Here is a 15,739-nt window from a genome sequence, read left to right on the forward strand (position 1 = left end):
CTGGGGGCAGGTTGGGCCCACGGGCCCCTGGCACCTGCGGAAGGAGAACAGATGGCGATCGGTGCGGCGCGACCCCGGCAGCTCTCGCGGTCGCTGGACTTCTCCGGAGTACGCATCGAGACCGCCCGCCTGCGGTCCGACCGGGCCGTCACCGCGTTCTGGCGGTGGTGGGCCGAGGGCGGTCGCGGGCGCGCGACCGCGGCCCTGGACTCGGGGGACGGGCGCCGTGTGGTCCCCGAGATCACCTCGCTGGTCGAGGCCATCGACCCCGGGTTGTCGTGGGAGTTCATCCCAGCCGCCGAAGGGGAGCCGCACAGGCTGACCGTCACCGCCGCGGGGGTCCCGGAGCTGCGGGGCGCGGCCCGCAGGTGGCTCGCCTCGGCCCCGGCCGCGGACGCGACGTGGAGCTACGCCGACCTCCGTGAACCGGTCCGCGGCTGCGCGATGTACTTCCGCGATCGCCGCCTGGGATTCGATGAGGCGGAGGTGGTTGTGGATCTGGGGCTGGCGCGGGCGGATATCACCGTGCACCACCCGGGCTTCGCGGGTCTGGTGGGGGCGGACGCGAGCATCGCCGCGTACCTGCTGTTGGACGCGGTCTGCGGCGAGGAGCAGGTGGAGACCTGGGTGGGCGTGATCCGCGCCAATGCGATCGCGCCGGGCGACGACGCGGTGGCGTTGGGTGAGCTACCCCGGATCCTCAGCGAGCTGTCGGTGGACAACACCGACGAGCTGGGTGACCCGGCCTGGCAGATCCTCCACGGCGACACGTGCAGCGGTCCGCTCGTGGCGGTGGTGCGGGTACCGCTCGTGTCCCTGTCCGCCCCGCATTTCGACCGTCACGTGGCCGTGAACGTTCCCTATACGGATGTTGAGGACGGGGGGCTGCCCGGCTCGCTCTCGCTGCCCGGCCTGCGGGATCTCGAGGATCACCTGGTGGAGCGGCTCGAGGGCACCGGGGAGTGCGTGGGCGCGGAGAGTTGTGACGGCGCGCGGCTGCTGCACTTCTATGTGGACTCCACCACCCCGGCACACGAGCAACTACGCGCCGCGGCGTGCGGCTGGGATCAGGGCGAGGTGACCGTCACCATCACGGATGATCCGGGCTGGCGGAAGGTGCAGCACCTGCGGGTGTGAGGGCTGCCGGCCCCACGAACGCCTCCTCGCCGGGGCCCACGACCACGGAGACGCGCACCGACTCGCCCATGCCGGACTCGTCCGCGCGGGGCTCGACCGAGATCCAGCCGTCGATCCGGCCGTCCAGCACCAGATCCGGGGGCGCGGCGGACCTGAGGCCGCGCCCGCCGCGAAGCTCCCAGTCGGCGTCCACGCGGATGACCGTCGGCGGGGTGACGTCGGGTCCTCCCGGGCCGGCCAGGGCGTCGATCCTGGCCTCGCTGAGCGGGCCGTCGACGTCCCACATCACCGCGTCGACGGGAGCTCCCGCGTCCGAGGCGTCCGGGTGGACGATCCGGTACCGGGCCTCGTCGCCGATCCGCAGCAGGGGCCGCCACCGGTCGGGGACATCGGTCACCACCGCGATCCGGTAGCCGGCCGCCACCGCGCGAAACGCGACCTGGCGACAGACCGGGGGCCTGGCCGTGAGGAGCACCGACCGCAGGTGCGGCCCGGCCAGCTGGACAGCGGCAGCGCCGCCGTCCCGAGTGGCGCCGAGGATCTGTCCGGCGCCATGGGCGGGCAGGGCTGCCTCGTCGAGCCTGTCGATGCGGCGCCGGTCGAGACAGCCCGAGACGGTCCCGGGCATCGGCTCGCCCGGCACCGGGAGCACGGCGGGGTTCGAAAGACGGTGGCATCCGGACGTGACCTCGTCCACGGCGCCGTCGGAGATCCCGGTGAGGCCGACGGTGGTCACCGTGTCCACCACATCGGTGCGACCCGGGACCCGGCGAAGGCGTACGACCTCGGTGATCTCGGCGGCACGGACCGCGGCGAGTCGGTCACTCACCACCCGCGGATCCGCGGCCGGGCGCAGGACCAGCCCCCGCCCGTCGCCCGGGCTCGCCTCGGCCTCCACGTAGAGCTCGGCGAGTTCGGTGGCGTCGAGCACCCGGCACGGCATCCCGTGGTGGACCAGAGCACGGCGCACCCGCTCGGTCGCCACCGCCACGACATGGTCCAACGGCGCCTCCGCCCCCGCGGAGCCGCGCAGCGCGAGCGGCGCCAGGTCGAAGCGGAGCAACAGGTGGACGCTCCGGTGCGAGATCAGGGCCAACGGCCCGACGAGCTGCGCGTACACCTCGCCGTCGTCGCCTCGTGCGGCACGCCGGCCGCGCACCACGACGTCGATCCCCTCCATCACGATCCCACCCTGGTCGAGCTGCCGCGCGATCGCGGCGAGCGGCAGGCGGCCGCCGCGGTGATCGCCCGGGGCATCGCGCCCCACCACGGTCGGGACGTAGGCGCCGGCGGAGATCTCGACGGCGGTCGTGACCACGCTGTCGCCTTCGACACAGCCCACGACGGAGCGGTCCGGTGCGCGCAGATCCACCACGTCGACCGGCACCTTCCGCGGCGCCGGATCGCGCGCGAGCAGCGGGCGTCCGCGACGTCGCGCGGCGACGACCGCGGCGATCCCACACGCGACCAGCAGTTGCACCCACGGCTGCAGCGACGCCGGGCTGAGGACCGTGAGCAGCACCGTGGCCGCCACCGTCGCGGCCAGTCCGAGCAGCGTGGGGACCGCCGACATGAGCTCGTCCTCCTCGCGCACCGACATCCGCCGGTCGTCGCGCCGGACGGCCCGGGATGACCGGCCATCAGGACCGGGTCGTCGCGTAGCCTACCCCCGGTGACCCCGGTCAAGGGGCGTCAACATCGGGCGAACGAAAGGCGGGGCGTGCCGCTCAGACCCACGACCAAGGCGCAGGTGGACGGGCATCGCTTCCTCGCCCGGCGAGCCCGCCACGCGGTGGTCTCGCGTGACGTCCGGATGCTGCACGACCCCCTCAAGCGCCAGGCGACAGGACTGACGGTCGGGGTGGTCGCGGCGGTCGTGGGCGTGGCCGGGGCGGCTGTACTGGCGCTGCTCGACCCGGCGCCGGACGTCGACCGCACCGCGATCATGGTGGGGCGCGACTCCGGTCAGATGTATGTCCGTGCCGGTGACCGCGTCCACCCGGTCCACAACCTGGCCTCGGCGCGGCTCGTCGTGGGCGAGCCGGCCGAACCCGAGACCGTGCGCGACTCGGACATCGAGGGAACCGCCCGCGGCGGACTGCTGGGTATTCCGGGGGCGCCCTCGGCGCTGCCCGGTTACCGTGATGCTGACGCGGCCGCGGCCGTGTCGTGGTCGGTGTGTGACGAGGTCGCCGACGCCGACCGGGGCCGCCCGCGCGTGGTGGGCACGAGCGTCGTCGCGCGGGAGGGGGCCGGTCCGGGACGGGAGACGGATGCCGACGAGATCGTGCTGGTCGAGACCGGTGGCGAGGGGTGGCTGCTGCGCGACGGGGCGCGGGCGCGTATCGATCTCGAGGACTCCGACCTGCTGTCGATCCTGGGGCTGGGCGGCGTGGACCCCCGCCCTGTGACGGCGGCTCTGCTCGACCCGCTACCGGAACTCGACCGGGTCGCCCGGCCGGAGATCGACATGATCGGCGAGCCGGTCGACTACGGGTTGGCCGGGTTGCGCATCGGGCAGGTCTTCACCGTGGACACCGCGAGCGGGCCGCGGGCCCACGTCGCCCTGGCCGACGGGGTCCAGGAGGTGGGGCCGGTGCTCGCCGACGTGATCCGGTCGACCTCCACGGTCGGCGCGGTGGTGGACATCGCCCCGGATCGGATGGGGGTGCCGCGCTCGGTGGCGCTGGACGTCGAGGCGTTTCCCCGCACCCGGGCCTCGGTGTTGGCGGCGGCCGATTCCCCGGTGCTGTGTGTGCGCGAGGCCGCCGACGGGGACGCGTCGGTGCGGCGGATGGCGATCATCGCGGGCGCCCCCGCCCCGGGTCCGACCGAGGCACGTCCGGTGGCGGGTGCGGACGGCGCGGGGCCCGCGGTGGACGCCGTGGGCGTCCCCGGTGGCGGCCTGATGGTGGCCGCGGCGGGGCGTGGCACCACGACGCGCGGGGCGGTCACGACGATCGTCGCCGACACGGGGGTGCGATTCGACGTGCCGGACGACGAGACCGCCGCGGTTCTCGGACTCGGCGGCGCCGCCGTGCCGACGGACGGCGGCATCCTCGACCGGCTGCCGGCCGGGCCGCGGCTGGACCGCGCCACCGCGCTCGTCAGCCGCGACGGCTCGGACCTGACCCTGGCCGGAGACGAGCAGCCGACCGGCTGACGCCGCGGTCGACGGGTCAGCGCGAGTCGTCCCGGGGTCGGAGCAGGACCACGACCACGAGCGCCGCCGCCCCCAGTGCCAACGCCCCCGCGGCCACGAGGGCCCCGCTCCCGGTTCCGGGTGGGCCCGGCTCGGGGGACGGCGCCGCCAGGGTGGTGCTCGCCGGGGCGGGGCGTCTGGTTCCGGGCCTGCGGACTCCGGTCACGGCCGCCACCGGATCCACCACACCGTGGCCGATGGCGTGGTCGTGGCCGCCGGCCGCGGCGATGGTGGTGTTCTCGATCCTCTCGATCACCTGACGGGCCGTCAGCCCGGGGTGGGCCTGCCGGACCAGTGCGGCGGTGCCCGCGACGAAGGGGGCGGCGAAGCTGGTCCCGCTGATGGGCGCCCGTGAACCGTCGCCGCCCACGACCAGGTCGGAGACCCCGGCGCCGTCGGCGCCCACTGACCGTAGGTCCACGGCCGGGGCGGCGACGTCGACCCACGGTCCGCGCAGCGAGAAGTCGGTGGGACGCCCGGCCGGGTCCACGCCGCCGACCGTCAGGACGTGGTCGTCGTACCAGGCGGGGGAGGCGATGGTCCGGACGCCGGACCAGCCCTCGTCGCCCGGGACGGACGCGTCGGGTCCGGCCGGGTTCTGGTCGCCACAGGTGTCGCCGACGTTGCCGGCCGCCGCGACCACCACCACGTCGTGGTCCACCGCCGCGTAGCGGATGGCGCCGCCGAGGGGGTCGTCCGCGAGCACCGTGTCGGCGGGCACACAGGCGACCTCGGAGATGTTGATGACGTCGGCCCCCGCGTCCACCGCCAACCGGATCGACGTCGCGAGCGTCGTCAGGGTCCCCACCCCGCCACCGGTGCCGACGGGCGCCCCGTCCATGCCGACCCCGTCGCCACTGCCGGGGTCGCCCGCCCGTCCGGCCGCCCGCGAATCGGCGCGCAGGACGCTGCTGGACTGGCGGATCGAGACGATCTCGACGCCCGGCGCGATGCCCGAATGCCCCGTCTCGTCCTCGGCGGCGGCGAGGACGCCCGCGACCAGGGTCCCGTGGGCGTCGCAGTCCTCGGTCCCGTTCCGGCCGGGCACCACGTCCCCGGCCCCGCGCACCCTGGGCAGGCGCGGGCCCGGGTTGACGCCGGTGTCGATCACGGCGACGACCTGTCCCTCGCCACGCCCGTGGATCCACGCGTCGCGTAGCTCGGCGGCGGTGGCCGCGGCCGGCGGCGACGACGGAGAGAGCACCGCCGCGGTGGTGCGACACGGCCCGTCCTGGCGAACCGGCCCCGACGCGAGGCCGGTCGCCCGGGGCACCGGGCCGTCGACGGTCGGCGGCTCCACCGCCGACGCGAACGCGGGTGTGCCGAGCTGCGCGACGAAAATCGCCAGCGCGACCCGGGCGCCGGCGGAGAACCCGGCGGCGGGTGCCAGGGCGCGTCTCATCGTTGGCGCACGAGTGAGTAGACGTCCATCGCGCCCACCGCCAGCGGCACCACGAGGCAGATCGAGATCGCCTCGACGACCCCCACCGCACGAAGGGTGGCAGGGGAGGGGTCGACGTGGGGCAGGACCGAGGCCGCAACCACGACGGCGACCGCCACGGCGACTGCGGCGGGTACCACCACCCCGACCGGCGACGCCAAGGACAGCGCGGCGCCCACCAGGACCCCCGCGGCGAGCACCAACGCCGCCGCGAGCAGCACCGTGGTGTGGACGCGGTCGGAATAGCCGAGACCGCGCAGGACGAGGACCACGATGAGCACCAGGGCGAGCGGCGCCGCCCAGCGGCTCGCCGCGTCCCCGGACAGGGCGGTCAGCGCGCCGGACGTGCACACGGTCACGGCCGCGAGCAGCAGTCCGGTCAGCCAGGAGCGGGAGGTGAGGAACCGGTGCCGCAGCGCCTCGGGTGTCGGGAGCTGCCCCTGTGGCCGGCGGGCATCGGCCATCCGGGCGTGGAGGTCGTGGTCGATCTCCTCGAGGTCGCCGTTCGCGACCTCCTCGCCGGGTGCCGGCACGGGCGGGATCGGGATGCGTGCGGCGGACACGGCGAGTCGCGGAGCGGCGGTGAGCAGCAGGAGGCCGACGAGCACCGCCCCGGCCCCGACGGAGCCGGCCGGGATACCGGCCACCGCGACGACCAGCGCCCCGACCGCGCCGACGCCCAGTGCGATCGCCGCGGCGAGGTAACCGGCCGCCATCCCGTATGTCCCGGTTGTCGGACGGAACACGGTGCAGCGCAGAACAGTCGCCGCGACCGCGCCGGCGGTACACGCGCCCAGGATTGTGCCGGGCCCGGCGGGCGGGGGCCCCGTGGTCCCGGCGGCGAGGACCGTGAACCCCACGACGACCGACCCCGCGACCGCGTGCGCGGCGCCCGGCGCGGGGGTACGGCGCAGGGCGATCACCGCGGCCAGGCCGAGCAATGCCAGCACCAGCGAGATCAGTGACGTGAGCAGCCCACCGCGCGCCGACCACTGGATCCCGAGGGCGAGAGCGGCGGCCACGGCGGCGACCCCCGCCGTCGCGGTGGCGGTCAACACCGCATCCCGGCGGTCCCAGACCGGGGACCGCGCGACGTCGGGCTCGGTCAGTCCCTGCAGCACGTCGTCGAACAACGGCGCCGGCGTGGGCACCGGGCGGTGGTCCAGCACGAGGATCTCGCCGTCGTGCACGCGCTGTTGCGCAAGCGTCTCGGACACGGCCAGCGGACCCCCGGCCAGGCGGGAGAGTTGCCAGGACCCACCGGTGCCGCCACCCATCCGCGCGTCGGCGTCCACGCCGGAGCCCGGCCCCGCGGCGACACGGACGTGGTCGCGGACCAGGTCCACGACCTCCGGGATCACCGAGACGAGCTCGAGGTGGGCCGGCAGACTCACGTCGACGCGCGTGGACCGGCACACGATCGACACACGCCGCTGATCCAGCGGTTCGACGCCCGCGGCGACCTCACGGACCTCGCTCTGTCGTGTCACTGCCGGACCTCCCACTCCGTGCACCCACCCTGGTCAGCCGTGCCCGACCTCGCCGGTAGGTGACCCGTCAGTACGTGTACTGCCCTAACATCGCCGTTCGATACGCGGATCATTGTCGGCGTCCGGGGTCGTTCGTGGGGGCGTCAACTCGTGGCGCCCGCCGGTCTGCAGCTCGCGAGGGGGTCGGGTCATGGGGGACGTGGTGTTCACGCGTGCCGGGAAAGTCGCCGCGCCGCCGGTGCCGCAGGGGGAGGTGGCGCTGCAGGCGCCGCCGGACCTGCCGCGCCCCACCCCGCGCCCGCTCATTCAGATAGTGTTGCCCATCGTCCTGGTGGTGGCCGTGGTGGGCATGGTCGTGGTGATGATGCGCACCGGGATGATGCGTAATCCCATGTTCCTGCTGTTCCCGGTGATGATGGCGGTCTCGGCGGTGGGCATGCTCGCCGGCAGCCTCGGCGGCGGCGGCAAGACCGTCGAGACCGACGAGCTGCGCAAGGACTATCTGCGCTACCTGGGCCAGACCCGGGACACGGTGCGCGGGACGGCCGCGGCGCAGCGGGCGGCCGCCCTGTGGCGCCACCCGGATCCGGTCGAGCTGCCGGCGATGGTCGGAACCGCCCGCATGTGGGAGAGGAACGACGACGACCCCGACGACCTCACGCTCCGCGTCGGCCCCGGGCGGCAGTCGCTCGCCACCCCGCTCAGGGTGCCCGACACCGGTCCGGTCGACGACCTGGAGCCGGTCTCCGTGGTGAGCATGCGGCGCTTCGTCCGGGTGCACTCGGTGGTCGATGACCTGCCGGTGGCACTCGAGTTGCGGGCGTTCGCGGCACTGTCGCTGGACGGAGAGGTGGCCACCGTGCGTTCGGCGGTCCGCGCGATGCTCGCGGGGTTGGTCCTGTCCCACGGCCCGGGCAGGGTGCGGGTCGCGGTGGCCGCGAGCGAGGGGGAGGCCCGGCGGGCGTGGGAATGGCTCAAATGGCTTCCCCACCATGAGCATCCGGTCTACACCGACGGCGGCGGGCGGGTCCGTCTCACCGAGTTCTCGTTGGCCGGGGTGGAGTCCATGCTCGGCTCCGAGATCGCCGAGCGTCCGACGTTCTCGCCGAGTGCGGCGCAGGTACCGGGACGGGCCCACCTCGTGCTCGTCGTCGACGGCTTCGGGGTGACCGGCGCCGAGCGGATCCTCGCAGAGGACGGACTCGACGGCGTCACCGTCATCGAGGTCTCCGGCAGCCGCGCGGGGCAGCTGCGCGACCTCGCCCTGCGCCGCGGCCTGTGTCTGCGGGTTGACGACGACGGCGTCGCCCGCATCCGCACCGACAGCGGCGACGAGGACATCGCCCGGGTCGACGCGATGAGCCCTCCGGAGGCGGAACGGCTCGCCATGGCGCTGTCCCGCTACCGCCCCGCGGACACGGTCACCCATGCCGACGGCTCCACCACCACCCGGCGCGCACCCGGCCTGCCGGACCTGCTCGGGATCGGGGTGGCCACACAGGTCGACCCGGCGGTCGCCTGGCGACGTCGCGGTGAGCGCGACCGCCTGCGCGTCCCGGTGGGGGTCAGCCCCGACGGGGCGCCGGTCGAACTCGACCTCAAGGAGGCCGCGCACGGTGGCATGGGGCCGCACGGGCTGTGTATCGGTGCCACCGGATCCGGGAAATCCGAGTTCCTGCGCACGCTCGTCCTGGGGCTGGTGGCGACGCACGACCCGGACGCGCTCAACCTCGTCCTGGTGGACTTCAAGGGCGGCGCCACGTTCCTGGGACTGGAGCCGCTGGCCCACGTGGCCGCGGTGATCACCAATCTGCAGGCCGAGATCACGATGGTCGACCGGATGCGCGACGCCCTCGAGGGCGAGCTCACCCGGCGCCAGGAGATGCTGCGCGCGGCGGGGAACTACGCGAACGTCGGCGAGTACGAGGCCGCCCGCGCCAGGGGGGCCGCGCTCGACCCGCTGCCCGCCCTGGTGATCGTCGTGGACGAGTTCACCGAGTTGCTCTCCTCGAAGCCGGAGTTCGCCGAACTCTTCCTGACGATCGGCCGACTGGGTCGAAGCCTGCACATCCACCTGCTGCTGGCCTCGCAGCGGCTCGAGGAGGGGCGGTTGCGCGGGCTCGACAGTCACCTCTCGTATCGCATCGCCCTCAAGACGTTCTCGGCCACCGAGTCACGCACCGTGCTGGGGGTGACCGACGCCTATCACCTGCCCGCGACCCCGGGTGCCGGCTACCTCAAGGTGGACGCCGGCGACCCCGTACGGTTCGACGCCGCCTACGTCTCCGGACCGTACCGGCAGGACCGGCGACTGGACGGTTCGTCCGTCGCGACCCCGGCCGCCCGGGCGACCGTGCGGCCCTTCACCTCGTGGTACATGCCGGTGCCGGCGCCGGCACTGCCGCCGGTCGACGACGCCGCCCTCGCCCCGCCCACGCCGACAGACGACGACTCGGCGAGCCTGCTCGACGTGCTGGTCGGAAGGCTCACCGGGCATGGCCGACCGGCCCACGAGGTGTGGCTGCCCCCGCTGGCCGAGGGTGCGCCACTCGACGCGGCGGTGGCCGCCGAGCCCACGGGCGCCGGACAGGCGGGCCCGGGGGGCGGGCCGGCGGCGCTGCGGTTCCCGCTCGCCGTGGTGGATCTGCCGTTCGAGCAACGTCGCGCCACCTGGTCGGTGGACCTGTCGGGTGCGGACGGCAACGTGGCCGTGGTGGGCGGGACGCGCGCCGGGAAGTCGACGACCCTGTGCACCCTCGTGCTGTCCGCCGCGGCCACGTCCGAGCCCGACCGCCTATCTGTCTACATCGTGGACCTGGGCGGCGGGCTTCTCCGGTCGGTCGCCTCGCTGCCGCACGTCGGCGGCGTGGCCCAGCGAGGTGACGAGGAACGGATCCGTCGCACGGTCGCCGAGGTCGACGCCGAGCGGCGCCGCCGGGAGACCGCGTTCCGCGAGTCGGGCATCACCTCGGTCGAGCAGGCTCGTCGTCGCACGGTCGATCGGGACGGACGGCCGGTCGCGGAGTTCCCGGACGTCCTGCTCGTCGTCGACGGGTGGCAGGCGCTGCGCACCGAGTACGAGGACCTCGAGCAGGTGGTGCTCGGCCTGGCCGCGGACGGACTGTCGTACGGGATCCACGTCGTCCTGTCCGCCGCACGCTGGGCCGATCTGCGGCCGGCACTGCGCGACGCCCTCGGTACCCGGGTCGAGTTGCGGCTGGGTGACCCCACCGATTCGATGATCGACCGGCGGGCGGCGATGGGCGTGCCGGTGGCACCGGGCCGGGGGTTGACCCGCGACCGCGAGCACATGCTGGTCTACCAGCCCAGACTGGACGGCCGCGTCGACCCCGGCGGCATCGCCGACGCCACCGCTGACGCCGCGCGGCACCTGGCGGCGCGATGGCGCGCGCGGGTCGGGGACGTGGGCGCGGCGCCGGTGCGCATGCTTCCCGAGGTCCTGCCCTACGAGCAGGTGGCGAGCCTGGCCCGCCCCGGGCCGGACGGTGGCCGCACCCGACTGCCGCTCGGGCTCGACGAGTCCGACCTCACGGTGGCCTACGCCGACCTCGAAGCCGATCCGCTGATGCTGGTGTTCGGCGATTCCGAATGCGGCAAGACCTCTGTGCTCCGGTCGCTGGCCCGGGGGCTCGTCGCCGGGAACGATCCCGCCCACGCCAAGCTCATCGTGGCGGACTACCGGCGTTCCATGCTGGGGGAGTTCGACGACACATACCTGGCGGGCTACGCCGCGACCGAGGGCGCGTTCGTGCCGATGGTCGAGCATCTCGAGCGCATCCTCGACGAGCGCATGCCGGGTCCGGATGTGACGCCGGATGAGCTGCGGTCGAGGTCCTGGTGGAGCGGCCCGCGCATCACCCTGCTCGTCGACGATCTCGATCTGGTGATCACCGGTGCCGGCAACCCGTTGCAACCGCTGGCCCGATTCCTTCCGCACGCACGGGACATCGGACTATCGGTGGTGCTCGCGCGTCGGAGCGCGGGTGCCTCGCGCGCGATGTACGACCCGTTCGTCAGCAGGATCCGAGACCTCGGCGGCGCCGGGCTCATCATGTCGGGCAGCCGTGAGGAGGGACCGCTGCTGGGCGGCGTCCGCCCGGGCCCGCTACCCGCCGGACGCGGAAGGTTCGTCACCCGCGACGGCGGTGCGCGCCTCGTGCAGACCGCACTGGCGAAGCCGGGGCCGACCGCATGACCGGCTCGGCGCCGGGAACCGCGGCGGCCACCGCGACCGGCCCGGTGGCCGGGGCGGGCCGGAGCGACGGTGCGGTGCTCGCGGTGGACCTCTCCTGCTCCGGACTGGCGGTCGCCTCGGCTGCGGCGTCGGTGGTGTTGGACCCGGTCGTCGCACCGGTGTCCGTCCTGGCCGCGATGGACGGTTCCTCGTTGCCACCGGGCGGTGATCGCCTCGAATGCTCGGAGAGGTCGGAGGCGGCGGCCGCGCGGTTCCCGGATCGCTGTCTCGCCGACCCGGCCCGGACAGTGCACCGGAGTCGGGTCGACGTGGCCGGCCTGTCCGTCCCCGTGGCGGAGCTGCTGGCCGCCCCCGTCGCCCGGGCGTTGCGGTGGTCGGGCGACGCGGGGGAGGACGTCGTGCTCCTGGCGCCCAGTGACTGGGGGGTCAGCCGGACGAGCCGGCTCACGGCCGCTGTCCGCGATCTGGGAGTCGAGGCGCGCGTGGTCAGGTCGGCGCTGGCCACGGCGGAGGCCTTGTCGTCGTCGTCCTCCCGCTGGGCCGTCTGTGTGGAGACCTGCCGGACCCGCACGACGGTGGGACTGGTCGAGCGCACCCGCGCCGGGCTCACCCTCGTCGACCGGGCGGTGGTTCATCGCCGGGACCCCGCCCGGGACGGCCTCGTCGACGACGAGGTGCGGCGGATCCTCGACGCGATCGCCGAGGTGCGGCGGAGGCGTCGCGAGGCCGGGACCGGGTCCACCGAGGTGTTGGCCCGCGGCCGGCTCGCCGAGCGGGTCGTCGACGCCTGTGACCGGGCGAGGTTGCTGTCGTTCGTGGTGCCCCCGATCGCCCCGGCGGACGCGGCCTCGCGGCTCTACGCGGCCTGGTGACCAGACCGGGCCAGGTTTCTTCGAATAGGTGGAACCGACCGGGCACCCGGGTGCGTCGAACACTGTGACGGACCCAAGAGGCATCCGCACGACTACAGGGGAGGCAGACATGACCGGTTTCAATACGCATATCGGGACCATGGACACCGCGGCCAAGAGGGTCGATGAGGTCAACATGGAGATCAACCGGCTGCTCGGCAACGTCCGGGATTCCGTGTCCCAGCTGGGCGGCGGTGTCTGGCGAGGCGCTGCCCAGGCCCGGTTCACCCAGATTATGTCCGAGTGGCAGCAGCAGAGCGCCAAGCTCAACCGGGCCCTCGAGGGCATCTCGGAGACGATGCGGGTCAACAGCTCGTCATTCGACGCCGCGGACCAGGAGTCCGCTCAGCTGATCTCCAGGGCCGGCGCCGACGGCCCGCTGAAGTTCTGATCCACCCACACCTTCGAACGGGGAGAACCGACATGACCTCAGGACAGATCACCTACAACCACGGCTCGATCGACGCGCTGGTGGGGCAGGTATCGCAGGCCTCCGTCCAGCTGCGTGGCACCCTGGACGACCTCAAGCAGTACCTCGCTCCGCTCGTCGCCGAGTGGGAGGGCGACGCCGCGGTGGCCTATCAGATGCACCAGAAGGACTGGGACCAGGCGGCGGCCGCGCTGCAGGCGATGCTCGCCGAGATCTCGCAGGCGGCGAATCAGGGCAACCAGGGGATGGCGGACGCCGACCGTCTCGCCGCGCGGGGCTGGGGCTGAGCCGGCGCACGCCCTGCGAGGGGCCCCTCACGCCGGTGCCCAGTGTGTCGGCGTGAGGGGCCTCGTCCTCGTTGTGCTGCCGACATCGAGCGGACGCCACGGGCCCACGCGCCGCCCCTGAGAGGGCCTGCACGGATGCCGAAAACAGACAGGTCTGTCTATGGTGGGGTCATCCCCTCGAGAAAGGACATCCGATGACTCCGCTCAGTGTGAGCCCCCGGTGGCTGCATGACCATCTGAACGACGAGAACCTCGTCGTCGTCGACGCCACCAACCATCTCCCCGTCCCCACCGACGGCCCCTACGTCCCCGAGTCCGGCGCGCAGACCTACCGCGCCGAGCACATCCCCGGCGCGCTCTTCGCCGACCTGTTGGGCGACTTCGCGGATCCCGCTGCCGCCGAGCCCTGGACAGCACCCGACCACGAGCGGTTCGCCGCGGCGGCCGGTGCCCTCGGGATCGGCGACGGTGCCACGGTCGTCGTCTACGACCAGCACGACGGCTTCTGGGCCACCCGTTTCTGGTGGCACCTGCGCTACGAGGGCTTCGATCAGGTGATCGTCCTGGACGGCGGGCTCCCGGCGTGGAAGGCCGCGGGCTTCGAGGTCACCGACGTGGTCCCCGAGCCGACGCCGCGCACCTTCACCGGGACGCGACGACCCGGGTTGATCCGGTCGACCGACGAGGTCGCCGCGAACCTCGACGACGAAGGGACCGTCCTGGTCAACGTCCTCGACGAGGCCACCTACCGCGGCGAGGTCGACACCTACGCGCGCCGGGGGCACATCCCCGGCAGCATCAATCTTCCCGTGTTCACCCTGCGTGATCCGGCATCCGGCGCCCTGCGGCCGGTCGAGGAGCTGCGGGCGGAGTTCGAGAGCGCCGGACTGCTCGACACAGACATGCGCGTCGTCACCTACTGCGGTGGCGGCATCGCGGCGACGGGCGTGGCCCACGCGCTCGCGCTCGCGGGCCGCGATGATGTCGCGATCTACGACGGCTCGATGACCGCATGGGCCGGGAACCCGGAACTGCCGCTGGTCACCGGCGAGAGCCCTCGCTGACGGCGGAGCGTCCGCCGGATCGGGATCGGTCGCGATCTGGCAGGCATCGGCCGAGAGGCTACCTGCCGGATCGCGACGGGATCCCTCCGATCACGACGACGATATTACGAATCGCGACCGATCCGTCGATGCACGGGCGCGACCGCCCTGGGCGGCGGGTGATCGGGTCCGCGGATGAGGGACTCAGCGGCTGCCGGCGAACGCCTGGGCCAGGCGCGAGATCTTCTGCGCCCGGGCCAGCCGCGGCAGGTCCGAGCCGTCGCGGCAGCGCTCGCCGCCGGGGCCCAGCTCGTCGATCACGGACTCGGCCCACGAGACATCGGCGGCCGACGGCGCCAGCACCTCGTTGATGTAGGGGGCCTGGTCCACCCGCAGGCACAACTTGCCGGTCATGCCCATCTCGACGGCGTGCTCGGCGGCGTCCATGAGAACCCGCGTGTCATTGGAGATGGTCGGACCGTCGATCGGCGGGGCCACGCGTGCGATCCGGCTGGCCACCACGAACTGCGAACGGGTGTAGGCCAGCGCGATCTGCGACGAGCCGATGCCGGTGTCGCGGCGGAAGTCGCCCACCCCGAACGCCAGCCGGACGACCTGCTCGGACGCCGCGATCTCCGCAGCCTGGGCAAGACCGTCCGCCGATTCGACCAGGGCCACGATCGGGGTGTCCGGCGCCAGCCGGGCGGCCGTGAGAGCGACGTGCTCGGGGTTCTCGGTCTTGGCCAGCATCACGCCGTCCAGCCCGGGGCAGTGGCCCAGCGCCATGAGGTCCTTCTCCCACTCGGGGGAGCGGACATCGTTGATCCGGATCCAGGCGTGGTTGCCGGCCTCGAGCCACTGGCGGACCTCGCGACGGGCGCGCTCCTTCTCCGACTGGCGGCAGCCGTCCTCCACGTCCAGGACCACGACGTCCATCTCGGACTGTACGGCGGCGTCGAAGCGTTCGGACTTGTCGGCCGGCAGGAGCAGCCAGGAACGGGCGATCGTCGGCGGGATGGTCGACATGGGGCTCATCGGTACCGGTCATCCTTTGCTCGAGTGGTGTCGCTCGGTGGACACTTCACGATACGCGGAGCGTGCTCCACCACCACAAACGGGAACAGGTTCCTACATGTCGGGAGCGGTAGCCAACTGGATGAGATTGCCGCAGGTGTCGTCGACGATCATCGTCCACACCGGCCCCATCTCGGTCGGTGGCTGCACGATCCGGGCGCCGCGCTCCTTCAGCTCGGTGTGCACCCGCTCGATGTCGTCGACCTCGAACTGCGCGGCGGGGATGCCGTCGGCGTGGAGCGCGGAGGTGTAGGCGCTCGCCGCGGGATGCTGGTCGGGCTCGAGGAGTAGCTGCGTGCCGTCCGGTGCGCCGGGGTCCACGACGGTCAGCCAGCGGTACTCGCCGGCCGGGATGTCGTACTTGACGGCGAACCCGAGCACGTCCGTGTAAAAGCGCAGTGCGCGTCCCTGGTCGTCGACGTGGACGGAGGTCATGGTGATGCGGGGCATGTACCCGAGCCTAGAGCCGTCCTGGCAGGCACCGGGTCGTTCTTCGCGAGGCGCACCG

General features: G+C 73.4%; 12 protein-coding genes. 7 read left to right on the plus strand and 5 right to left on the minus strand.

Annotated features, from left to right (window positions below):
* The first annotated feature begins 51 nt into the window (after positions 1-51).
* The gene (locus ACWGLC_RS03690; protein ID WP_452098615.1) at positions 52-1,137 is read left to right on the plus strand and encodes a DUF695 domain-containing protein; all 1,086 of its coding nucleotides are present in this window, start codon (positions 52-54) and stop codon (positions 1,135-1,137) included.
* Here ACWGLC_RS03690 and ACWGLC_RS03695 read toward each other — a convergent pair.
* A complete protein-coding gene (locus tag ACWGLC_RS03695) occupies positions 1,091-2,737 on the minus strand; it encodes a type VII secretion protein EccE (protein ID WP_452098616.1) in 1,647 nt (548 codons plus the stop codon). The genes ACWGLC_RS03690 and ACWGLC_RS03695 overlap by 47 nt on opposite strands.
* Before the next feature lie 120 nt (positions 2,738-2,857).
* Between ACWGLC_RS03695 and eccB the strand changes: the two genes are divergently transcribed.
* A complete protein-coding gene (gene eccB / locus ACWGLC_RS03700; RefSeq protein ID WP_452098617.1) occupies positions 2,858-4,300 on the plus strand; it encodes a type VII secretion protein EccB in 1,443 nt (480 codons plus the stop codon).
* A gap of 16 nt (positions 4,301-4,316) precedes the next feature.
* On the opposite strand, the gene mycP is transcribed toward eccB, so the two are convergent.
* Positions 4,317-5,741, minus strand: coding sequence for a type VII secretion-associated serine protease mycosin (gene mycP / locus ACWGLC_RS03705; protein WP_452098618.1), 1,425 nt, complete (start codon positions 5,739-5,741; stop codon positions 4,317-4,319).
* The gene (gene eccD / locus ACWGLC_RS03710; protein WP_452098619.1) at positions 5,738-7,270 is read right to left on the minus strand and encodes a type VII secretion integral membrane protein EccD; all 1,533 of its coding nucleotides are present in this window, start codon (positions 7,268-7,270) and stop codon (positions 5,738-5,740) included. Before eccD ends, mycP begins: the two co-directional genes overlap by 4 nt.
* A 190-nt stretch (positions 7,271-7,460) precedes the next feature.
* Between eccD and eccCa the strand changes: the two genes are divergently transcribed.
* The 5 genes from eccCa to ACWGLC_RS03735 all read left to right on the plus strand — a co-directional run bounded on the left by eccCa (position 7,461) and on the right by ACWGLC_RS03735 (position 14,178).
* A complete protein-coding gene (gene eccCa, locus ACWGLC_RS03715) occupies positions 7,461-11,486 on the plus strand; it encodes a type VII secretion protein EccCa (RefSeq protein WP_452098620.1) in 4,026 nt (1,341 codons plus the stop codon).
* Positions 11,483-12,358: a hypothetical protein gene (locus ACWGLC_RS03720; RefSeq protein ID WP_452098621.1), complete on the plus strand. Its 876-nt coding sequence runs from the start codon at positions 11,483-11,485 to the stop codon at positions 12,356-12,358. The genes eccCa and ACWGLC_RS03720 overlap by 4 nt, the downstream gene beginning before the upstream one ends.
* Positions 12,359-12,467: 109 nt before the next feature.
* Positions 12,468-12,788 carry a WXG100 family type VII secretion target gene (locus ACWGLC_RS03725; RefSeq protein WP_452098622.1) on the plus strand — a complete coding sequence of 107 codons (321 nt, stop codon included), beginning with the start codon at positions 12,468-12,470 and terminating at the stop codon, positions 12,786-12,788.
* A gap of 32 nt (positions 12,789-12,820) precedes the next feature.
* Complete coding sequence (locus ACWGLC_RS03730) at positions 12,821-13,114, plus strand: WXG100 family type VII secretion target (RefSeq protein WP_295651525.1); 294 nt, start codon at positions 12,821-12,823, stop codon at positions 13,112-13,114.
* A gap of 194 nt (positions 13,115-13,308) precedes the next feature.
* Positions 13,309-14,178, plus strand: a complete 870-nt coding sequence (locus ACWGLC_RS03735; RefSeq protein WP_452098623.1) for a sulfurtransferase — start codon at positions 13,309-13,311, stop codon at positions 14,176-14,178.
* Positions 14,179-14,361: 183 nt separating this feature from the next.
* Here ACWGLC_RS03735 and ACWGLC_RS03740 read toward each other — a convergent pair whose 3' ends face one another.
* Both ACWGLC_RS03740 and ACWGLC_RS03745 read right to left on the minus strand, forming a co-directional pair.
* Entirely contained in the window at positions 14,362-15,183 is an 822-nt protein-coding gene (locus ACWGLC_RS03740) for an HpcH/HpaI aldolase/citrate lyase family protein (protein WP_230928648.1), read from the minus strand.
* A gap of 102 nt (positions 15,184-15,285) precedes the next feature.
* Positions 15,286-15,681 (minus strand): VOC family protein, encoded by a 396-nt coding sequence (locus ACWGLC_RS03745; RefSeq protein WP_452098624.1) that lies wholly within the window; start codon positions 15,679-15,681, stop codon positions 15,286-15,288.
* Positions 15,682-15,739: the final 58 nt, after the last annotated feature.

Source organism: Dietzia sp. NPDC055877 (assembly GCF_053615975.1).